Origin of the sequence: Vibrio sp. YMD68 (genome assembly GCF_029958905.1) — a bacterium.
Lineage (GTDB): Bacteria > Pseudomonadota > Gammaproteobacteria > Enterobacterales > Vibrionaceae > Vibrio.
The window spans coordinates 108440-130231 of record NZ_CP124615.1 but is presented as its reverse complement, the minus strand read 5'-3'; the positions used below and the strand labels follow the sequence as shown (position 1 = coordinate 130231).

The window sequence follows — 21792 nt, the reverse complement described above, 5'->3', positions numbered from 1 at the left end:
TTGCCCCGTTAGGGTTAATGTATTAGATTCGGGCTTCCATAATCTGGAACTGCCCTTTTGTCTCTGAGCATAACTCTTTGAGAGAGCTATACAGTTGCTCTGCCGACAACATTGGTTTACCCAAAGCTTTCATTGCCTCAAGTGCATTTTCAGCTCCATGCTCCCCTGTTGCGTCAAAGACGTTGTAGTGGACTTCACCTATTGAAAGAATGTTTCCGCTCGCCTTCACACCAACCTGCATTTTTTCAACAGTTAATGTGAGTCGCTCACTTAAAGAACCTGAATGAACACTTATTGTCGTATCATCATGGAATACGCCGTTATAGATTTCATCAAAGTTGATCATGATACTTTGGCTGTATTTTTCGCCAAAATAGAGTGTTAAGCAAACTTCCTCTAGTTCCGTATCTGTCACTAATGCACCATTAGCTTTAATCAGATACGGTCCGTCGATTACAGCCTTCATATCGTCATGAATTGCGTCGTATACATCATGAACACATCCCCATCTAATTCAATGAGGCTTTCTGGGTCCGTTAACAAGCTGTGTTTGCCTTGTGCAAGATCCAGAAAATATTCCACCCCTAGACTGATAGTGCTAACCAGATAGTCAACACTATCGACAAGCTCTGCGCAGGTCTTGAGATGAGATGGTAACAGTCGGCCAGAAAGGCTAATTCCCATATCAGAAATTTTCTTCTCTGGATTTTTGATTGCTACGTTTGCGGCCACACGATATGCCTCATAGGCATCTTGTGCAGTAGGATAATCAAAACCCTCTGTCAAAACGCAAAGGAAAGCTGATTGTATTTTCAAGTCAGTATCGGTGTGAGCGATAGTCATGGTAGTTCTCCATAAAAATTGGACACACCTATGCCGTCGAGCAAGATGTGCCCGAGGGCTGTGATAAAAAGTGAATTAATGCTGTTTATTTTTGGCGACCAGCTATCGCACATCAGCGCACAAGGCACTTTCCTTGAATCTCTCGACTTTCACATGTGAAAGTGAAAGGCTCAAGGAAAGCGCCGGGAAACCCGACGCCTATTTCTGGTAGTTGATCCACCAGATTCAATTAGCTCCCGAACTTTCGGTGCCAAACGCTCCCGCAGGCATTTTCCATTTTTCACCGTTCGGTAAAAAAATAGGTAAGGTATATTCCTTACTGGTTGCTTGCAGTAACGCTTCCTTATCATCAATCTCAATGGGTTTTACCAGTTTCGCTCGTTCTGCCACTGTCAGACCTTTACGGCTTATAGCTGTGCCGAACTGGCGCTCATACTCTGATATTGCTTCTAGCCGATCAGGAAAGTATTCGCCTATGGTTGCCCAGATACGATCTGAGTTAAACACACATGTAGCGCACGATGACCTATTCCAGCCTAAACGATATGGTACTGGTGGCACCAGCTCCCAATCTGCCAAAATTTGCCACACTTCTTCTTCCCTAAGGTGGAGAACTGGTCTCCAGGCATCAATATGGCGAGGTTTACGTGGATTCTTGGACTTACGTAAGGTATCACCAGCATGAGGTTCAAGCTGATTATACTTTGCGCGGTTGCCAGACTCTTCACGCCGCTCACCAGTAATGAATAGCACTCGCTTACCGACAAAACGATCCTGGCTAGTTATTCCTCTACGACCAACGTCAATTTTCAACGCCGATGAACACCACCGAGTTTGCAATGAAGCTGCTTGTTGAGGAAACTTTAGCCTTGTACCAACCTTGACCCCGTTGCGTGGCAACTGAATTAGACCATCAGGTGTCTCCACTATATGCTCGTGGCTTTTACTGCTGTTTTTAAGCATTTCGCCTTCAAAACCATGCTTTAGCCATGAAAAATACAGTGGAATACCGATTGCTTTCGATAGTTTCACGCAGTAGTCATCAATAAAGGCCCAATCCATCAGAGTAGAACCCTCATTCCCATCAACTAAATGATGCCAAAGTTCTATTTTTGACGGAGGAAATCCTCTATCTAGAAGGTACTTGAGGGCAGCAAAGCTATCTTTACCACCTGACATACACACTATAGCGATGTCGTAATCCAAATCGATCTCTGGTGCATCAAAATAAACCCCAGGCATGGCTGGCTCTAAAGCAATCAAGTTTTCCTGACCACCAAAAAGATCCATCTGTGAATTTAAGATGCTGTTCTTCATCGAAGGAATAATCACCTGATCATCAAAACGATCAGATGTTGGCTGTATAGTATTCATTTTCCACTCCTAATGTTGAGGAGCAGTACTCCCCTCGGGAAGTGACTGCCCGTGGGGTTAAACTAATTTTCCATCTTCATTAGTAGCTGTGACCAACCAATACCCATTGTCTTCATAGGATCGTTTAGTATCACTTGCTTCTAATTCGTTCTCTGTTATCAAAAGACATTCAGGACGATTGGAATTAAAATCCTCTTCTGTTTCGTATCCAATAACTTCAAACATAAATACTCCCTAATGATATACAACGCTATCCCCCTATCAGGGAGTTAGACGCCTAAAATGAATAGGCCCCGTCCCTGACGGGATAGGGCCAATACATGGACTGATTAAGCAGCAAAAGCGGTCAACGATCGCTCCATTAACTTAAACAGTGTTTTTTGTAGATCCGCAGCATCTTCGATGACAATGTTCGTATTGAACAGTCGATTAACGGCTGTAGTTTCAATACCGATACCAATCATTTCTATGTCACTGGCTTCACACAGTCCGATAACTTTGTGACAGGCCAGTGCATTGTTCGGCGCACCATCTGTCACAACTATCATCATTTTACGTTCCTCTCTGGTTTTGGTTAGCTCAAATGCGCTATACCAAATGCCCTCAGCCATCGGTGTACCACCGCGTGAATTGAAGACAAATTTACCAGTTTGGTTTTGTACTTTTTGACCATGCTTTACAACGCTGTACACAGGAACATTGGAGTTGTTACCGAAAAACGTTACTGCTGGATTAACCCCTGGAATGCTTTCTAAAGCTAATGCAATAGCTAAAGAGGCTTCCCTTGCAATATCTTCCCTGCGCTTACCGTTTCCGGCAGGGCTATCCATTGAGGAGCTCATATCGACCAAAATGTGAACCGCTGTATTAGGGCGCTTCTTAGCTTCTGGTCTCTGGAAAATACGAGTATCTCCAATGACAACTTTATGTAGTTGACGAGTGTCTACACGCTTTCCACTTCTTTGGTTCCTATGAGCAGTTCTTTGGCTGGCTTGCACCAATCCATAAAGCTGCTGTCGGATTTTTGAAGTTGTACTTTTCACATCTCCATTGAGACGCTGCCCAGCTTCTTTGTGATCATGGATATCCATTGCTGACCGTACTGTTTGGTAACGATCATCACCTTCTTGCTGGGCTACCAGATTCAGCTCTTGCTTCAAAGCGTCTTGCGCATTTTTAGGCAAATCACTGTTTCCAGCGCTTAGTACTTGTTGTAGCAATTGAGAAGCATTAGGAGGAGAACTGTTACCGCTCGCGTTCTCTTCACTATTATTACCTTGAACTTCGGGGCTATTTTCATTTTGCTCACTTTGCGCTCCACTACTGCTACCCTGTTGTTCTTGGCTATTTTCATCATTGCCATTAGATGACGACTGTTCCTGCCCATTTGGACTTTGAGAGTCGTCACTACTTTTATCCTTCTGCTCAGGTGATTGCTCACGTTGAGATTTCGGATTTTGCTGCTCTTCACTATCTTTCTCTTCTTCGATCATCTTAATGATGTCATCAGCAAGAGATGCAGCGTTTGCAGTTGATTTGGCGTCCACACATTTACGTAGCAAGGCATTAAGCCTTACAACAACACCTTGAGGGAAAACTCTTTCAAACACAGCTTTTGCGCCATCTAAACGCTCTTGCAATGCAGTTTGACCTACACCAACTGTTTGCAACCAATACAAGCAGTATGCAGACAGGATGGATGCAGGGTGGTCTTCATCTCTCACGGGTTCATAATGGCCTGCTTGAAGCATGTATCGAGCCATCTCGTGCAGTGTCAAAGCTGTTCCTGGATAGACCCCAGGCATTGCTCTTTCAATACGACAATCTTCAATGACGTTTGTTAGGTGAGCGTGCAAGCCGCGTCGCCTTTCTACATTGAAGTCCGTAAACCGAACGTGTGCAGCTTCATGTGCCAAGTAGCCCCAAACAGCATCCATATTTGGATAGTCATCTGGAACATTTGGAATAACGATAGTTTGACCATCAGTGCTTGCGGTATCTGACCCCAAGGCAACTTTCACACCAAACTTCTCGCCATAAGCAGCAGCTACGATGGGTAAAGCATTATAAACAGTACGTTTTTTAGACATATTTCTTCTCCAATTTGGACAGAAGAAACAAACCACCCTCGGAAAGGTGGTTGTCCCTTCCGAGGGGGTTAAAAATAACAATCCTGATCATCAAGCTCAGTTGGTTGCTGTTCAGGTTGACTTACAACATGATCATTAGAGTGAGATTGACCAAAGTCCTTGCCAACATAATCTGCTGGGTCTTGGCTATAGTCTTCCACTGGAATGTCATCACAATTTAGGTCTGCATCCCACAGAGTCTGAGAAGAGACATCGCTTTTGTCTTCCAAAGCATCATCTTCCTCGTCATCTTGGTTTGCACTGGATGTGCGGTTGGCTAAAAACGCTTCGAAGTCATCCAAAATAGTTTCAGGTTCTAAGTTATTAACTTGTTCACCATCTTCTTGGTTAATTTCTTGGCTTTGCGTTTGAACGTATGGCTGTTCCAGTGCCTCATCACTCTCAACACCTTCACTTTCATCTTCTTGATCAGAAGCTCCAGACTCTAATGAGCTGAGTTCATCTCTGGTCAAGGTTTTGGCTACATCATCAACACTAAGCGAACCACCAGCGTATTCTTGAATACGTTGGCGATCACACATGATTAATACGGCGGCCATAATTTGAAAGAAGAACATACCTTCAATATTACGCTTTCCAGCTCCGTGCTTTTCGTACCCTGCCAGTGTTTGATCGAGCAGGCTAACGAGCGGAGTGAATGCGCTGTTCAAAAATGACAGTCCATCCACTTTATCACGTAGGTTTTTTAGCGTTGCGCCTGTAGCTGTTGCTACATGCATCTTCCCAGCTAAACGTTTGTTGTAAAAATCATTGGCATCATTTACCACCTCAGCAATGAGATCATCGCCCAACTCCTCAACCTTACGATTAAGTCTGTGTGCGCTTTGCTCATCTTGAGTAGGTTGAACCATAAACACCTGATATTCAAAACCAATTCGTTTTTCTACTTCTTCACGAGGAAGAGCTCCAGCACGAATAGCAGTCTCGTATTCAGGGTTTTCTCGACACCATTCATCAACGGCATTGTTGTAGCCAGTAACGAACTCGTGTTTTAACTGTTGAACTTCGACGTCAATCTTGTCCAACTTGGCGCAAATCTCATCAGTTTTTGCTACGGGTACAGCATAGCCATTCATGAATGGCATACCATAGCTAAGCAAAAAACGTCGAGTTTCTGTTTTCAAGCGATGAAAGCCTTTCAGCTTCGCTGGATCACAGATTTTTTTCGACCCTAATTGAGCTACTTTCTCTGGTGGAATTTCACCACCAGCACCCAATTTAAAGTCAGATGCAGACAAACGAGTTTGCCCACTCCAGATATCAAAATCAGCATTAATAACGCATAGATTTTCGAGATGTTTAACTTTTGACATGGTTTATTCTCCAGCAAAGTGAAAGCACACCATGTCCCGAACCGGGCATGATGTGCCCGGTTGGGCTATAAAGTTAAAGTGAGTTACGCAGGAATAATCATCCAGGTAAAGGTGGATGGAAATGAATTTCCAACACGTTGAACATTGTCGTACAAGGTGTCATTAAATACTCGGGTCATCCAGTTCGGAGAACCTTTCTTTTTATAACATAGCTTGTAGTTTTTCATGGTTGCCTCCTAGTGCAATAGACAGGAGGCTAACTCCGAACAGGAGAAGCTCCCCTGTTGGGTTAAATTGAAATGTGTTTGATGCTGTTTGTTTTTAGCGACCAGCTATCGCGTCTTCACTCTCGATGAGAGTAGAATTCGTCCTTTTCCGTTGAAGACCGAAAAAGCAATCTTCAATGGAAAAGGGGGGAATACATTCCCCCTTTCATGTCTACATTTCACATAGGCTCAATGTACCAGGTAACACTTTTTGGGAAAGAGTTTGCCACTCTTTGTACATTGGCATAAATCGTATCTTTGTAGATACGTTCTAGCCAGCGGCCACCATGTAGGTACATGAGCTTGAAGTTCTGTGTTTTCATTGTAGATGCCCTTTGTTGCTTGTTTCTAAAACACACTGACGCGATATGCTTTAGAAACAAGCCCCAAAGGGCTTGTTATTTATGCCTAAAAATAGGCTGACTCTACTTCTAGAGACACATCGTTTAAAGGGGCTAAAACCTCTTCATCTTGAATGTACCTCGGGTTAACAGAGCCTGTAACCGTTACTCGGTAACGTTCTGAGGTCTCCTCTCTATACGAGTTAAGATCCTCAGGCTTAATATTCGAACCTTTTTCTTCAAGTAGCTTTTGGTAATTTACCCGACCAGCGGCTTTGTACTTAGTGATCATTACACCGCAATAATCCGCATGGAAATATTCACCCATCAAAGATTTCATTTTATCAAGGTGAGGTTGCCGCTTATCTTTCAACGCTTGCAACCTATCTTCCAACTGCTTAATTTCTGCGTCATAAAGTCGGTACTGCTCCGCTTCGTAAATCCACTCGTTCACTTCCTTACCTTGCGGTATAAAAAGATCTCGCTTGGGGTCTTTCTCAGGCTCTTTACGCTCAGTGACTCGTTTCCAGAAGATTGTGCCCTTAGCCACAATTTCTTTTATCATAGGCTCATCTCGGGTGATAACAAACTCCTTGAGTTGCCCATTTCGGTAGAAAACTAGCCACCCTTGCTTTGCACCAGTAACTAACAACTGATGTTGAACTTGAGGGTAATATAACTGATAAGCCTTGCTGTTTTTTAGTTCAGAACAAACATCGTTCCAGACCGTTTCGCTAGGACATTTCAGTTCAGCAGGTTCACCATTGCCTCGTAGACCATCGAGCGATGCTCTAAACAATGGATATTGAACTGACTCGACACAAACAGGTAAGAGAATATCATTGTGCTTCTCCTCAAATGCACGTCTTGCTTTATCTTCGTTTTCAACCCCTTGGCGCACCAGAGGGTTTAGACTTAGATCGACTTCACGAGCATAGCCTGTTTTTTCAGCCCAGAGTCGCCATTCCGTTTTATAAGGAGAACGATTTAGTAGGATGCAGGCGTCAGTAGCAGTAATACCACCTTTACGCCATTCCAACCATTGTTCGCTCCTTTGAGATAGATTGACGATTTTCATAGCTCTCTCCTGTATTTAACAGGAGGAGTCCCCATCGCGGGGGAACTCCCCCGCAAGGGGTTAAAAGTAGTTGCCGTCACCACCCTCTTCCAGTTCAGGATCAGGTTCGTGCAAACCTTCTTCTAGAGGATCAGGATCATGCTGAATCGGCTCATCTGGTAACTCAGATTGAACATCGTCAACATTTCCCTTTTCCTGGATAGAAGCTTTTTGGGTTACTGCTGGTTCCATGCTATCAATCTCTGCATCACGCAAATATTGAACCGCATACTCCAACTCGGCACCAGAGAACCGACTTTCAACATACTCGTGAGTTGCTGACCACGCATTTTGCGCAATAGCTCTATCTGCAAGTTGTTTTAAAAGTGGGTCCATTTTCTTTTTATGCTCCAAGGCCAATGGACTTGAGGCTTCAATGACAGCTGGTTGTTTTGTGGTTTGTTCTGACGATACAACATGCGCTTCACCTTCAATTATGCGTTCAGCTTCATCTTGATCGTAAATTCCAGAAAACCCCAAACCGATACGCAGACCTTGGATAAAGCCTTTGTGTCGTAACTGTCGTTTCGTGTGAGTCTGCCAAGGGCCAATAACAGTGTAAGGACCGTACTGACCCGTTGCTTCGACTGGTGGACGATAGACTTCATCAAGATATTCTCGAATACGTATAGACCGTGTACGGTCCTTTCTGTAAACGATACACTCCACCCATTCTGGACATTTCACCTTTGCTCCGGGCATTTCAATAAGATTTTCAGAGTATTCAAACTCCACCCCATCAAATTGCTTGTGCTCGTTGGCAATCCGGCTCCAGCCATCAACACCAACAACAGGTACTATGCCGCCGCTTTTATCAGGGAAAGCGTATATTTCTCGCGTAAACGGATTCAGATTGTACTGCTCCGCTACGATGAGTAATGCCATCATCTGCTCATCAGTTGGTGCGCTTCCGTCTCGCTGCTTAAAGGCTGTTAGCTTTAAAGTTTCAAAAAACTTCTTAGCATCAACCCCAAACCGCTGAGCCATTCTTTCAACTAATGATTTCGTTTCTGGTTTTGTAGACATGGTGTTCTCTCCGTTGAGATGGAAGGGACACCATGACCCCTTAGGGCACAGTGCCCCTCTAGGGGTTAAAAATAGGAATCTTCGGTTTCGCAATCAATGTTATCCAATCGAAATAGTTCGGCGACTAAACCAAGACGTTCTGCCGCTTCTCTAACTTCGTTGTAATTCCATCCGAACTCAAAAAATATTCCTTCCAAAGAATCAAATCCGTCATAAATAAACAGATCACCATCTTCTCCACAGATTTTAACCAAGCGTTTTTCATCATCTTTAAAAAACTCCTGCTCAAATCTGCGTTGTAAATAAATGAACATCAGCAAAGGCTCATAGCCATCCGAAGCAGTTAGCGTCCCAGCACCTTCCAACATCGTTGGACAGATGGTGTTTTCGCTAGCGCCGCTTTTTACAGTTAGCTCATACCCTTTATTGGTTTTCATTAAAACATCAGGTAATTGAGATTGAGATCCTTTCTCTCTGGCAACATCGAAGCCAAGCTTTGATGCACCATCAGTAAAGACCCCGACAATAAACCCTCGGAGTAGAGCATGATTTGAAGCATCAACAGGTGATGACAACAACCAGCTCAGTGAGTAACCATCTTTTGATTCTGTTTCGGCTTCAAGAGAAGACACAGCTTTTGTTGTGGCGTTTACCTGCACTTCATCGAGGAAGGAGTACCCCTCTTTAAGCAGATCATCAACATGCTGATTTTCTTTCTCTTTCACGGTGACAGGAATCGTATCTAAGCTGGTGGCTCTGATTATCTGCCCATCGAGCAAGATAGTCTCTTTCCACCCGTTTAACTCAAAGAACTCTACCAATTGGTATTCAGTTGGCCCATCAGGATCGATGGACCATTGAACTGGCTTGTAACCAAGCATTACCTTGTCGATAGTCGTTCCACGTTCACGGATGTAACGTTTGCAAATCATGTTTTGCGTATCCATGAGATCCCCCTATCGCCACTGCTCACCGAAAACGTCTTTCGCTATGCGAATGACAGCTTCTTTCTCCTCACTTGAGGCTCGGATTAGCAATGATTGTTGTAAGGCATACTCAATGGCATTTGGCGCACCACGAAATTGCAACGTTAGTTTTGCCCAGCGCACAAGTGTCCGCGTAGACATTGTGATGCTGATTTGTCCATCATCCCCGTTTTCACCCATAAATAGTTTACGAATTTCATTAGCAATTCGAACCATACCATTACGAATGTTGTCAGGAAGACGAGGAACTACTCGCTCCAGAACGCCGCGTTCATCTTGCTCTGCCATATATGGCACAACAGAGAAACGATAACGATCCATTGCGGCCAAGTTCTGCATCATTACGCCTTGGTATAATCCTGATGGATCACCTGAGCCTGTACTGTTACCAGTGACAATAACGCGGAACATTGGATGTGGTTTGATGATTTCTCCACCATTCTGAGCGATAACCAGTGGACGACCTTCAAGAATGTCGTTTAAACCGGAAAGCTCTGCTGGGTCAACCAAATCAACCTCGTTAATGAGGAGGACATGGCCTTCACGCATAGCGATTGCTAAAGGGCCATACATGAATTGCATGACGGGAGTTTCTCCAGGCTTTGGTGAAATCAAGGCATGATGTCCAACTAAATCTGTGAACTCTAAACGACCATTAGCCGTAATTTGTTGCACAGGCCAGTTGAGACGCCCTGTAATTTCTGTAATGCCAGAAGTTTTACCAGAACCTGTTGGTCCGGTGACATAGTACGCATCACCGCAGGGATCATTCAAAAATGCTAAGCATTCTCTCAAGAACTCCTTTCGGAAAACGTAATCGGCGTGAGTTTGTGGAATAAAAGGATTGCTGCTATCGGCATAGCCTTTAGCGAGAATCTTTTCCGGAATATCCGGCATACCAAAAACATCACGTACTTTGAAGTTTGCATATTGTTGAGACATAGGTGCGCTCCTAATTGGTTGTGGGCACACCTAGACCCGTACCGGGCTAAGTGTGCCCGGTTGGGCTATTTCAATTAACGTTAATTGCTGTTTGTTTTTAGCGACCAGCTATCGCATCTTCACTCTCAGATGAGAGCAAAAATCTTTTTAGGCATAATTGTCGTATGCCTAAAAAGACTTGGTAAGTTCGGCCCTAAACTGGGCCGAATTTGATTATGAACACGCGGATATAGTGTCATTTTGACCAATAATACCTAAACGCTTAGCCCAGTCAGTAATAACCTCTTGAGCTTCAATAACACTACAAAATTGTCGTGGATTGATAGATATCGTTCGGCCACTGGCTAAATACAACACACCCGCGCAATCATCATACAAGTGAACTCTCATACTATCTTATCCCCAATGCAATATTTCTCCTGACCCAATTTGCTTTGAATGAACATTTCCATAATGGAAAACGAAACACACGCTACTCAGAGACAGTGAACTATTGCTGTATAAAAAGGGACGTAATTTGTATTGGATTTTACTTGGCATGAACTGTCCTCCTTAGCCTGTGTCCTTCATTGTGTAACAAAGAGCCAGGTTATGGAGGCTTTGAATTTGAAACGCCAAATACCTGAGTACCGCTAAAAGCAATACCTGATACTGGCATGTTTTTTACCATACATGACTCCTATGACGCTTGTTTTCAAAACACGTACCACTACATGCTTTGAAAACAAGCCCCATTGGAGCTTGTTTATTTTGGCTATAAAGCTAAATCAACACATTCACAACAGGAACAGATACATACCCCGTTGGTAATTGCTGACCTGTGCGTTTAACAATTTTTGCTTCTTCAAGTACATCCAGAATACCAGCCAACTCAGAGTAATCTCTGATCGCTGACTGGTTTGGCTTGAACTTGAAATCAGGCAAACAAACCGTTGCAACACAAACTGGCTCTCCAGGAATAATACCTTGCTGACTATTATTCTTTGTGTCCGAGGCCACCAGCTCTAGAGCTAATTGTTGATTTGGATATTGGATCTTTCTTACATCACAATCATATCCACAAAAGTGTACAGTATTCATATAAGTTACCTTGCTTTGTTAAGCAGAGATATCCTATCCCTTCTGGGGTAGGTCCCCCGCCAGGGTTAAATTACTGATCACGATTATCGTGCTTTTTGTTTAACTTTTTTTCTACAATCTTCTTGGTTATTAACCCAATAACAATGATAGCTATCAGGCCCCCCAAGATGAGCGAAAAATATAACAGGCTTCCTGTTGTCATTGTTCTGTCCTCAAAGTGTCATTCAGATCCTAACGAAAATTAAGCTCAAAATTGAGCCTATTTATCCACTGTCACTAAATGCTACCAGAATGATAGAACCAACAACGTAAGCTGCCATGAAAACTAATCCCATAACAACAGCAGCGACATTAGCTCCGAGCACAGCTGCGGGATGTACACCACCAGTCATAAGACCAATACCACCAGTAATAACAGCACCAGTACCTAAGCCCAGCACTACATTCAAGATGGCTTTCCAGAAAGTAAATGTAATTTTGTTCATGATTTGTCTCCTTTTTGAACGTTTTTAAACGACAGAGACAAACTCACCCCTACGGGGTAGTTGCCCCCGTCAGGGTTTTTATTTTTAGAGATGAAAGATGAGATGTACGTGTTGTACATCTCATCAGTCAAGTCTTTTGGTTGAGCTATACCCTTAAAGATCTACTTACCAAACCAGCGTTTTTCCTTTACGGATATACGTTGGAATTTCTAGATAAGCATATTCATCGACAGGTTTAGCCGGAGTCGGTTGTTCTTGAGCAGGCTCAGGAACAACCGCAGTCTGAACAGCTTTCGCTTTTTGTTCAGCTTTTTCTTTGATAACGGCCTGTACAGACCGCGCTTTGTTACTCGCTTTGTTCCAAAAGAACAAACCTAAGTTCTGGAACTGCAACGCAAGAAAAGTAAATGCTTTCGCAAATACCATTGCTCCTACGTACAATGCGCCAAGACTAGCTACGATAACAAAAACGAAAGTGATGATGTGCATGGTGTTACTCCTTATAAAACTAAGGGGAGCAACACCCTTGGTCGGGGTATTGTTCCCCCGATTGGGTTTTGAAATGCCATACGGCATATGATTAATGCTGATTGTTTGTGGAGACCAGCTATCTCACATAAAGCCGCAGAGCGACTAAAGAGTCTTTACTATAGCACTTCTCGTAAAATGTAATAAATCGTTCTATCTGCCCGTTCTGGGCACATTTGTAGCTAAGGATTCGTCAATAGACCTTTTATCCTGTATCTGCGTTTATCTGTATCTGTATTCAATTGAAGGAGAAAGAAATGACAGACTTAGCAGAAACCTCTTTGGAACAACAACCAACCAAAAAAGAGCGCAACAATGCGGACCTTTCTCGCCCTGTATTCAAACGAGTGCTGAAAGTGAACAGTCTGCAAGCTCAACGTGTAGTCGAACGCAGCTTTCAGCGCGTTTCCGATTCACTGTTTTCGATTGATGTTATTTTGCGAATCATTGGTGAACAAGATGAAATTGACCAAGTAGAAAGCATCATCCAGGAGCACATCGAGAAAGTATCCGTTGATCTTGATACAGCCACTAATCAGCTACAAAAACTGATGGAAGACAACGGAATTGAAGGCGCTCCAGAATATACAAGCCCAAACCAGTACGATATCGAGATCAACTCACCACAAGTAGCTCAATTTGCTCACCTAGTGCGCAAGTTAGATAACTTGATGTTGTTAGTCGATACTCTATGGCTAAATAGTATCCTCACAAGCAAACAGCGCAAAGACGCCACTTATCAATGGCAACAACGCTTAATCAAACTTGCTGGCCGAATTATTGGTATTGAGAAGCGAGCTCGCATCTCAGCGCACTCCAAAGGCAAGAAAGATGAAGTTGAAGCAGCTGCTCCAACTCAAGAAACTACTGATGAAGAAATTGCATCCGAAGCCGACAATGCTGAATCTGGGGAAGATGAAAAGGCAGCTTAACGCTTTATGTCGGTTATCTATTGAGAGCCCTTCTACAACAGAAGGGCTTTTTTGTGTTTCTCACTTTCACATGTGAAAGTCAAAAATGTCATCATTAACTTTAACTATTCGCTATTAGCCACGAGTCATCTGGAATGTGACCATTGCGTACTGCGATTTTATAAAAATCGGTAATCGTTGTTACCCCACGTTGCAAGGCATACTCAAGATAGTCACCCGATTGTCTACTTGGAACATATTTGCTCATTTGTTCTGGAGTTTTAATGTAGTGACTCAGCTTGTAATCGACCCAGCCAGTCTCTACGTTCGGCGTCAATGTCACTGTAACTACCGTGGACATACCTTTTAATCGGAAAGCATAACCTGATTGAATGGGCTCATAGTGTTCTATCGCTTCATTTTCAAACACACCATCAATTGTCCAGCCTCGCTGGTTGTTGCTACCCTTTTCTCCCGCAATCATCTTTAAAATTTCCGATGAGTATTTCAATGTACTGTTGAAGCCATTACCACGACTATCAATTCGTGACGATTCATCATTCATCAATCGTTTGTTAGGGTTTAACAATGCGTACAACAGATTTTTATCTTCTTCACTGTTCAGATCTCCGTACAAATTTTCAAGTGTGTATTCAGGATGACTCTGCGTGTGGAAAGTAATAAATCTATGATCTTTCAATCTCTCAGAGATATGAGTACGGCCAACGAGATTGAATTGCAATAACCAGTCACGGAAAACACACCAGTCATTTAGCACGTCAGCAGGGATCGTTTCCGCTCCCCAAACATCTAGTGAGGCTCTAATTTTCCAATTACTACTAGATGTATCACCTTTGGGCTTGAGATAAATCAATTCTACATCGCCGCGATTAGGATCTACCTTAAATGCTTTTAGGGCAGAATGTTCCATAAGTACTGCGTATACATTGAATGGTAATTCTGAAAAATCGAGCTTTAGAACAGGCACATAATTTTTTCGCGTTGCCGCAGCGTTTATTTCATCTCGTATTTTCTCGAATGACCCAGAAAGATACTTACTCCCTTCATCAAGCATCATAGGCAATTTTGCTTCTGGGTGAGTATTAGACAAAAGCACTTCGGCGTCTTTCATTTCTAAACTTGCCCTTTCAATAATTTGAGGAGGTATATCTGGCATCTTTGACGAAAATGTTTGACTGATCGCCGTTCGAATGCTCTCGTGAAGAAAGCACCTTAAAGGTTTGCCTTGGTCGGCCTGCTTTCGAAACTGAGTCGATTGAAGTAAATCTGCGTGTCCTTTATAGCCTAAAGACTGAGCCAGCCAGTCATTACGTTTGAATGCGCTCAGAACTTTGGTTTTGGACTCTTTTGCTATAAGAGATGCAAATGACTTGGCGATATTTTTGAATGCATCCGTTTGAGACGGATAAATTGGGTATGGAGTATCCATAAGTTAATCCCTTCACTTGGCTTAAAATTTTTGCTACGTCCACCTCGCGCAAACACAGCCATTAGTTTCAGGTTAACTGGTTTGCGGTATCACGTTTTGGCACTGGTGGATGCCGAGGGAAACGCTCAAACCTCATGGATTTAATCTAACAGGTTCAGCGAATATTTCAAACAAGAAAAAAGGCGCTCAAAATGGGAGCGCCTTTAATGTGTATACAACTGGTCTTTTTAATAACCTGGAGCACCTGTATCTGGAAGGATGGAGTCTCCCGCATCTTTTCTTGTTTTATCGAGATCAGATCCCTTCAATCTCTCCTCAGCTCGCTCTTGAGCATTAAGTCGAGTTCCATCAACATTAAACGCACTACCAGATCCAGTAAGGCGGTCTAAAGTCATACCAGCAGGATCGTCAAAGTGACCATTAACTCTCAGCAAAGCTAACCATTCATCCAGATTTACCTGTGTCCAGTCAATCTCAGATAAACGATCCAGTGGAATACCATCGCACTGAGGAGCTTTTGCAGGGCCGAAGTTCATTCCTAACTGAGGTCTTACTTGCTCCTGAATAATTCGTGATAGTGGAGAGCTAAAACAGCAGTATGCTTCGCGTTTTTCGATACATGCTCCCAGCACTTTGGATTTGCAATATGAACCAACCTTAGTGCAGCTATTCAATGCTCTTTTTGCATTCAATTCAAACTCTTCTTCTTCACACTTCCAAACTATTTGAATGATCATCATAGCCACAACATAAGCGGTATACGCGGCCATAATACCACTTAGTACACTCGCTGCCTGTTGCCCTACCATTTGCTCCATCATACCTTCCGATGCGCCAGCTGGTACACCAGCGCTTCCTGATGCAGATGCATTTCCTAGAGCTTTACTGGTTATTTTGGTGATTTCATCTTTGAGAGCCTGAATTGCCTCTTTTGCCAAGTCAGTGATTGGTTTAGTAAAGTTGTCAATCGCACCTGTAATGTTCTCAATATATGAAGTGAACGGCTTGGTGATTTCGGTCCAACCACTAATCGCTGGATCACGGATGGCTTGATAAGCACCTTTAATTGCACTGCCGTTATCCAGTGACATAATGGCACCATCCAGTTTAGGAACTGACATCATAAGAGTCAGATAGTCTCCCATAGATAGGCCGCTTGGTTTCTCACAACAATCCTGAGCCCCCCCAACAGCTTTTTTACATTCACCTGGATCGCCACCAAAAGCCTTACAAATAACGTTTTCTGTACCTGTTGGGTTATCGTTACCATCAGTACCAGTACACGCCATATCTTGTGTCATAAACTGAGCAGCATTCAGCAGTGCGGCAGCTCTGGCAAAGTCGGTACTTTGTGTCTTATTAACGTCTAAGCACTCGTCACCCATGCATTTTATTGGCCCACCACATGTAAAGTTTGTTTCTTTGTCTAAAGTCGGTACATCAACATCCGTCCCGCAATCAAAGGTATCTTCTTGCACATAACATGTTCCTGAACTTCCCTGAGCACCTTCCACACACTTAGAACTAACAAAACCGCACTGCGGGTTATCTTCCAGAACCTTACATGAATCAAGGTTGCCACCTTGATTATTTGGGCACTGTATTTCTCCTTGTGGGTCAGTCCAACACTCCATTTGCCCCTTGTAGAAGTCATAGTCAGCTTTTACTCTGACTTTTGTGCATAACTTAGGTATCCCAGGCAAAGGAGGCTCACTCAACATGTCCTCGCAAACTTTAAATCCATTTTTTACTACACAACCAGACGCATTTACATCAGATGGTTGCTCAATACAAGAGAATTGACCAGAAGCAAAACCATCTCGGATACCTACAGCTGCATCGAGACAACTCTGCGGGGTCCATGTGTCTTTGAATACTGCTTTTGAACGATCGTACTTAATTTTTATCCGACCAAAACCTTCACCATTACCAGCAACAGAAACTCTGATTTTAAAACTAACCACATCGCCTGGTTTTGTGTTTTTAAAGTGAGACGTCACATCAGTGTTGGGGTTAGTTTGCCAACTTGTACTTAGCTCACATGCACCGGGAGTTTCTGGGGGGAAGTTACTATTCGGACCTTGCCATACTTTGTTTTCACTGCCAGGAGGACCTACTAATACTTGCATATAGTCATCCCACTTAGCATATTCTAGTGTCGCTGAAATGATTGCATCAGGATTATCAACTCTAACCTGTGTTGCCTGCTCATAGATTGTACACCAGCCTGACCAGTAGTTATCGCCAACTTTACCGATCCAAAGTTCAATACAATCATCCCCACACGGCTTAATGTTAAATGGGCCATCATGGTATTTTATGATTTCAGCGTCATACTCATGCAACACTTCACAATCGGCACTTTTATCCGTAACCCTTTCACAAGTTCTATAATCTGGTATATGCGTTTTAATTGTATTGTTGTTAATGATTGTTTCAGCAGAACAATCACCAAAACCTTCTGATATCACATCAATGTCTTCATAGGTTTTCTTACTAAGGTTCATCAAGGGGTCATTGCTGAAATCAGGCTTTGATTGGTTTGTTGCATCCAAGAGAACTTTGTAGGCTGCTCCTGATATGGTGGGGCTCCCACTATTAGCATCACTCCATAGAGAGCTTTTTGCATTACCACCAATAGAATCCATACCATTGTTGTCATTATAGACACCTTCTAGTTCACCTAAGTTCGGGTTTCCATCTGGGAAGTAATAACTTGAAGGGTCACTATTGGAGCTGCTTGTACCCGGAAATAAATCATTTACATTTATAGTTCCACCACCATTTTGAAATTGACCATTTTCAAGTGTTGGAAAACTAATATTTCCGTTGTTAACTCCTCCTGGAGCGGACTTGAACGAAGACACTAAATCATTTGCTAAAACTTGCGCTTCTCGTCCTGCCTCACTAGCGCTATTGCCGTTAGCATAGGCATGTATCGGCAAGAAAGGGGTTGTCACTATTAGCAGAGAAGCGACAGCCCTCATCAACCTTGTATAATTTCTCATTACTTTATTCCTGTAACCCGTTCTTATTACCCCTCAACATATATCGCCATGATAGTCGCCCGACCGAGTTTCTTTAGACTGTGGAACTGTCCATTTTGGACAACACTGGGGTCGTTTACCTACGCTGCTCATGTCCTCCATATAAAGAAAAAGCCCCAAAACGGGGCTAGTTATTAGTGATTTCTTTCTTGAGCTTTAGTTATTACAACAATCATTCCAGCGCCATATCGTGTAAATAGGATCTTGACCTATTGCTGGAATTGTTTTCCCTATCCCCCACGTTAACGTTGACTCTCCGATAACATGTGAAGAATTTGTTTCTGCGACTGGATGCAATAAGGTAAATTTGTATTGTGTTTTGGGTAATGTTGGGCTTATGACACCATTACACATTGCATCAGAACCCATCGTCTTCCATGACAAACCTCGACGATGCAAAGCTGTTAGAACACGGGTTGCAAGTAGACTACTGTCTTTGATCACCCCTTTTCCACCATTTTGGTTTCCACTTAAAGGGTAAATTGACCCCCAACTACCTGCACACCAAAACAACTGCTTGAGAGGCTTACCAATACTCGCAGCCGCAGCGTCAGCTGTACATGCTGCCGCTGCTATAGGATTAGCGACAGCAGCAGCTTCGGGATTAGTAAAAAATGCAAGTTCATCAGAGTTCCAAGTAGGGTCTAACTCGGACAGGTACATAATATCTAAATCAGAGTAACCATCAGCATTGCAGGTCTTCTTCACGAACAGTTCCAACATTGTCATAAGAGGAAAGGCGTAAAAGTGATAATGCATAAATGAGCCATCACCACCGTCCATCGTTCCTTCTCCATGATGACCTTGGAACGTTCTGTCAAAGGGGAATCTAGTTCCATTAAGCACAGAAGAGCACCCTGGAACTCGTTGAAATTCAACCAAACGAGCAGGTTCCCACATTGACGTAGTTACACCTGGTCGTGGTATCCCATTGTTATCTTGGCAAGCACACAAAGGGCTCCCAACTGCATCAGACGGATAAGAACCACCACCTCCGCTCATTGTTGCCCCTGCCACTCGAATCGGAAATATGCATGACCAACAGATATCAGTAAAAAGTTTAGGGCCAATGACTTCTGCATTCTGGCATCCTGGATCAGCTTTAGCAGTCCCCGCCAAGGCAAGTAGGGCCACTAATAAAATTGATTTCAATATTTTATTCACGACATAACTCCAACTCTAACTGGCTCAGATACTTGTGCTTGTTTTATTAATGAGTTCACTTCAAGGTCGAACGTGACGGGTTTGCCATGCAAAAAACCTTGCTGCCACTCTAATCCAAGAAGTTTTGCCACTTCTGATTGAGCTACACTTTCAACTCGTTCTGCAATCGGTGTTATGTTGTTAAGACGACAATACTGAACCGCCGCGTTACCTGCCAAACCCTTCAATTGTCCTATTTCAACTTTGCAAAATTGCCAAGAGTAAGATGTTAGGCGACTAACTGATGAGTGATCTTCTCCAAAGTCATCCATAGCTAAAGCAACATTGAACTGACTAAGTAAGGACCATGCGTTATCCAACTGTTCTGGTGTTACCTTTTCCGTGATTTCTATAACTACTTGGAATGGGGCTTTATCTGTAAGCTCTTTCAACAATTTGAACCACTTCATTCGTATGTCTGAAAAGCTCAATGTCTGTGGCGATACGTTAATAAAAATACTGGGGTAAAGCCTTTCGATAACAGGGACAAGGGGAATCAGAGATTTCATTATCTCTAAATCCACCATACCCCAATTAATCGGTGTTTTGTGGTCTGCTGGGCCATAGACTTGACCTTGATGGTGCCATCTAGAAAGTACTTCTGCTCCAACAGTATTGCTACCATTTGAGGTAATCGTCTGAAATGCAGGGATCAGGTTCATTCCACAGCCTCCTTAACATCAAATTCCCTTACCAAAAAGTTATTCCCTTTAGCCGTAATCACTGTTGGCGTGTACTCGACTTGGAAGCGATTAACTACATCCGGCGTAAGCAGATAAACAGGAGCGTCAACTGTGTCCGTAACGTGTTTGTATGAATCCCAACCACTATCGCGCTCAAACTGAGTAGCAATATATGTGACTCTTTGCACCCCACGTTCTTGCTTCACTTTAGGGACAATTTCAGCCAACAGTTCCATTTGCTTTTTATCTAAAGGGTCGAAAATGATAACGGCCTGAGTAAACTGACGAGTTCCCGGCTTACACTCTTCGCCGTGAGCGCAAAGTGGATTTATAACCTCACCTTTACGAGCAAACACAACTCCCTCAGCAGTACTTATGTCCTTCGATAGGTATATGCTTGGATCAAGCAATCGCTCTCGATATCGTGGTGCCCGTGGTCTTTCGTTGAACTGCTGGTTATGCCAAAACCGCTTTACTGCCTGATCTTTCTTTTCTTCCCAGTCAATACCCGCTAGTTGAGCTTTAGCTCTCTCGATAAAGTCTTGCTCCGCAATTTCAACTGCTGGGCCTCGAACTCCGAAGTCGCCAGACTCACCAGCATCCACCTCTTTTCTTATCCACTCCAGCGTCGATAAACCTGTAACTTTTGCGAGTTCTTTGGGATCGTGTCCAGGCTTAGTTTCTTCTTCAAGCAAGACTATCGTTGGTACTGACGTGACATTATGTTTTTGGAACAAAACAGAGTTGATAACGACATTAGGCACTGGGTCCATTTGCTCAGCTAATTTTTGAACAGCTTTGATGCCATCACCAATGCTCATACCATCCGGAATTCCACGGAAAACAACTACCACATCATCTTCACCTGATGCCGTATCAAGTACGTCTTTCAGCCCTTCTTTTCCCAATGAGTAAGATGCAAAAATAAGAGTTGAGTGCCCTGTATAGACATTTTTTTCGGCCTGCCTCTCCGCCATTGCTTTCAGCGTGGGGTCTGATTCTTGTAGTTGTTGGAAAAACTGACGCGCCTCTACCTGAGCTTGATCTAAATTTGTATTCTTCGCCCAATCAGGAAGCTCTTCCATTTGTCGAGCCTTCTCTGCCAACTCCCTTCCTTGCTCGATGATAGCCATATCCTCGCTAGTTAGAGGACTGTTACTAGCAAAAACAGAACTTGAAATGAGGGCCGCAACTAATACAGACAATTTAGAAAAGCGGATATGCGCGGCCAATGATTTGCTCATCTTTTACAGCTCCCCAATAGCGTGAATCAAAACTCGATATACTTTCCCCGAGAAACCAATAATGTTTCTCTGGAAGAACACCTTTCCCAAAGAAATGACTAGCAGGAACATTCAACTTATTAGCCAGTTGTAACCCTACTTGTTTAACCTCTCCGTTCACTACAACTTCCCAGTTTTTATTGACTTCAACAGTATCGCCTGGCATCCCGGAAAGGACTTTTAACATCCTTGTTCCATCATCATAAAGTGGCTCCATACCCTTTGCTGAAAAGGCGTAAATAGCATCTCGATGGAGTTCTTTATCTTTTAGGTCGATAAGGTAGACAGAATGATTAGGTAAACACCGCTCTAATTGAGGGTCATAACCGATTCGGTAACGTCCCGCAAAGGACGTCCCAGCAACCCAAAGAAGAGCAAGTACAATTGCAGCCTTTAAAGCAAATCGCTTCCAAGATTCTTTTCTAACAATGAGCTTCATTCCAGTATTACCTCCGAAGGTAAATAAATATCCTCAGGGGCACCTAAAGTAGCGGCACCATCAATAATCAAGTACCCCGCTTCTTTGAGTTTGAAGATTGCGTTGTTTGTTCTAAGCATCAATTGTTCGATCTCAGCCTCATCAGCTCCGGATGGGTATGAGCTCGCAATTTTCGTGAAATCCACAACAACTACTGGAGGCGTTAACGCTAATCGGTCATGAAGTGCTGCGGTTTCTTTGACCATGAAGTAATAAGAACCACCAAATCCACCAGCTGCACCTAACAACGCCGCAATTAAAATTGATTTAAAGTTCATCATCCTTT

The 21792-nt window shown here is 43.2% G+C and carries 24 protein-coding genes; 1 reads left to right on the top strand and 23 read right to left on the bottom strand.

Annotated features, from left to right (window positions below; all coding sequences use genetic code 11):
* Positions 1–22 precede the first annotated feature (22 nt).
* The 16 genes from QF117_RS22185 to QF117_RS22110 all read right to left on the bottom strand — a co-directional run bounded on the left by QF117_RS22185 (position 23) and on the right by QF117_RS22110 (position 12412).
* A complete protein-coding gene (locus QF117_RS22185; RefSeq protein ID WP_282389546.1) occupies positions 23–466 on the bottom strand; it encodes a hypothetical protein in 444 nt (147 codons plus the stop codon).
* Positions 463–843: a hypothetical protein gene (locus tag QF117_RS22180; protein WP_282389545.1), complete on the bottom strand. Its 381-nt coding sequence runs from the start codon at positions 841–843 to the stop codon at positions 463–465. The genes QF117_RS22185 and QF117_RS22180 overlap by 4 nt, the downstream gene beginning before the upstream one ends.
* 225 nt (positions 844–1068) lie before the next feature.
* A complete protein-coding gene (locus tag QF117_RS22175; protein WP_069541835.1) occupies positions 1069–2217 on the bottom strand; it encodes a phosphohydrolase in 1149 nt (382 codons plus the stop codon).
* A gap of 57 nt (positions 2218–2274) precedes the next feature.
* Positions 2275–2442, bottom strand: a complete 168-nt coding sequence (locus QF117_RS22170) for a hypothetical protein (RefSeq protein ID WP_154119426.1) — start codon at positions 2440–2442, stop codon at positions 2275–2277.
* Positions 2443–2546: 104 nt separating this feature from the next.
* Positions 2547–4307 carry a VWA domain-containing protein gene (locus tag QF117_RS22165; RefSeq protein WP_181388100.1) on the bottom strand — a complete coding sequence of 587 codons (1761 nt, stop codon included), beginning with the start codon at positions 4305–4307 and terminating at the stop codon, positions 2547–2549.
* A 68-nt stretch (positions 4308–4375) separates the two neighbouring features.
* Complete coding sequence (locus tag QF117_RS22160; protein WP_130268207.1) at positions 4376–5680, bottom strand: DUF3150 domain-containing protein; 1305 nt, start codon at positions 5678–5680, stop codon at positions 4376–4378.
* An 83-nt stretch (positions 5681–5763) separates the two neighbouring features.
* Positions 5764–5907, bottom strand: a complete 144-nt coding sequence (locus tag QF117_RS22155) for a hypothetical protein (RefSeq protein WP_014386740.1) — start codon at positions 5905–5907, stop codon at positions 5764–5766.
* Between the two features lie 218 nt (positions 5908–6125).
* Positions 6126–6269 carry a hypothetical protein gene (locus tag QF117_RS22150; RefSeq protein ID WP_164496844.1) on the bottom strand — a complete coding sequence of 48 codons (144 nt, stop codon included), beginning with the start codon at positions 6267–6269 and terminating at the stop codon, positions 6126–6128.
* 85 nt (positions 6270–6354) lie between these two features.
* Positions 6355–7365 (bottom strand): lambda-exonuclease family protein, encoded by a 1011-nt coding sequence (locus tag QF117_RS22145; RefSeq protein WP_046224184.1) that lies wholly within the window; start codon positions 7363–7365, stop codon positions 6355–6357.
* A 60-nt stretch (positions 7366–7425) separates the two neighbouring features.
* The gene (bet, locus tag QF117_RS22140) at positions 7426–8430 is read right to left on the bottom strand and encodes a phage recombination protein Bet (RefSeq protein WP_130268209.1); all 1005 of its coding nucleotides are present in this window, start codon (positions 8428–8430) and stop codon (positions 7426–7428) included.
* 65 nt (positions 8431–8495) lie between these two features.
* The gene (locus QF117_RS22135; protein ID WP_140259079.1) at positions 8496–9377 is read right to left on the bottom strand and encodes a hypothetical protein; all 882 of its coding nucleotides are present in this window, start codon (positions 9375–9377) and stop codon (positions 8496–8498) included.
* Between the two features lie 9 nt (positions 9378–9386).
* Entirely contained in the window at positions 9387–10358 is a 972-nt protein-coding gene (locus tag QF117_RS22130) for an AAA family ATPase (protein WP_014386736.1), read from the bottom strand.
* A gap of 213 nt (positions 10359–10571) precedes the next feature.
* Positions 10572–10748 carry a hypothetical protein gene (locus QF117_RS22125; RefSeq protein ID WP_153274587.1) on the bottom strand — a complete coding sequence of 59 codons (177 nt, stop codon included), beginning with the start codon at positions 10746–10748 and terminating at the stop codon, positions 10572–10574.
* Between the two features lie 372 nt (positions 10749–11120).
* Positions 11121–11438, bottom strand: coding sequence for a hypothetical protein (locus tag QF117_RS22120; protein ID WP_138221981.1), 318 nt, complete (start codon positions 11436–11438; stop codon positions 11121–11123).
* Between the two features lie 263 nt (positions 11439–11701).
* The gene (locus QF117_RS22115) at positions 11702–11923 is read right to left on the bottom strand and encodes a hypothetical protein (RefSeq protein ID WP_014386733.1); all 222 of its coding nucleotides are present in this window, start codon (positions 11921–11923) and stop codon (positions 11702–11704) included.
* Between the two features lie 165 nt (positions 11924–12088).
* On the bottom strand, positions 12089–12412 hold the full coding sequence (locus QF117_RS22110; RefSeq protein ID WP_014386732.1) for a hypothetical protein: 324 nt from the start codon (positions 12410–12412) through the stop codon (positions 12089–12091).
* A 296-nt stretch (positions 12413–12708) separates the two neighbouring features.
* Between QF117_RS22110 and QF117_RS22105 the strand changes: the two genes are divergently transcribed.
* Positions 12709–13383 carry a DUF1845 domain-containing protein gene (locus QF117_RS22105; protein ID WP_014386731.1) on the top strand — a complete coding sequence of 225 codons (675 nt, stop codon included), beginning with the start codon at positions 12709–12711 and terminating at the stop codon, positions 13381–13383.
* A 100-nt stretch (positions 13384–13483) separates the two neighbouring features.
* On the opposite strand, the gene QF117_RS22100 is transcribed toward QF117_RS22105, so the two are convergent.
* The 7 genes from QF117_RS22100 to QF117_RS22070 all read right to left on the bottom strand — a co-directional run bounded on the left by QF117_RS22100 (position 13484) and on the right by QF117_RS22070 (position 21787).
* Complete coding sequence (locus QF117_RS22100; protein ID WP_282389544.1) at positions 13484–14812, bottom strand: hypothetical protein; 1329 nt, start codon at positions 14810–14812, stop codon at positions 13484–13486.
* A 227-nt stretch (positions 14813–15039) separates the two neighbouring features.
* On the bottom strand, positions 15040–17820 hold the full coding sequence (gene traN, locus QF117_RS22095; protein WP_074189586.1) for a conjugal transfer mating pair stabilization protein TraN: 2781 nt from the start codon (positions 17818–17820) through the stop codon (positions 15040–15042).
* A 195-nt stretch (positions 17821–18015) separates the two neighbouring features.
* Positions 18016–19023 (bottom strand): TraU family protein, encoded by a 1008-nt coding sequence (locus QF117_RS22090; RefSeq protein ID WP_074189587.1) that lies wholly within the window; start codon positions 19021–19023, stop codon positions 18016–18018.
* A complete protein-coding gene (locus QF117_RS22085; RefSeq protein ID WP_074189588.1) occupies positions 19020–19724 on the bottom strand; it encodes an EAL domain-containing protein in 705 nt (234 codons plus the stop codon). Before QF117_RS22085 ends, QF117_RS22090 begins: the two co-directional genes overlap by 4 nt.
* Positions 19721–20989, bottom strand: coding sequence for a TrbC family F-type conjugative pilus assembly protein (locus tag QF117_RS22080; RefSeq protein WP_282389543.1), 1269 nt, complete (start codon positions 20987–20989; stop codon positions 19721–19723). Before QF117_RS22080 ends, QF117_RS22085 begins: the two co-directional genes overlap by 4 nt.
* Positions 20952–21467 (bottom strand): S26 family signal peptidase, encoded by a 516-nt coding sequence (locus tag QF117_RS22075; RefSeq protein WP_069541826.1) that lies wholly within the window; start codon positions 21465–21467, stop codon positions 20952–20954. The genes QF117_RS22080 and QF117_RS22075 overlap by 38 nt, the downstream gene beginning before the upstream one ends.
* Positions 21464–21787 (bottom strand): hypothetical protein, encoded by a 324-nt coding sequence (locus QF117_RS22070; RefSeq protein ID WP_282389542.1) that lies wholly within the window; start codon positions 21785–21787, stop codon positions 21464–21466. The genes QF117_RS22075 and QF117_RS22070 overlap by 4 nt, the downstream gene beginning before the upstream one ends.
* Between the last annotated feature and the right edge of the window lie 5 nt (positions 21788–21792).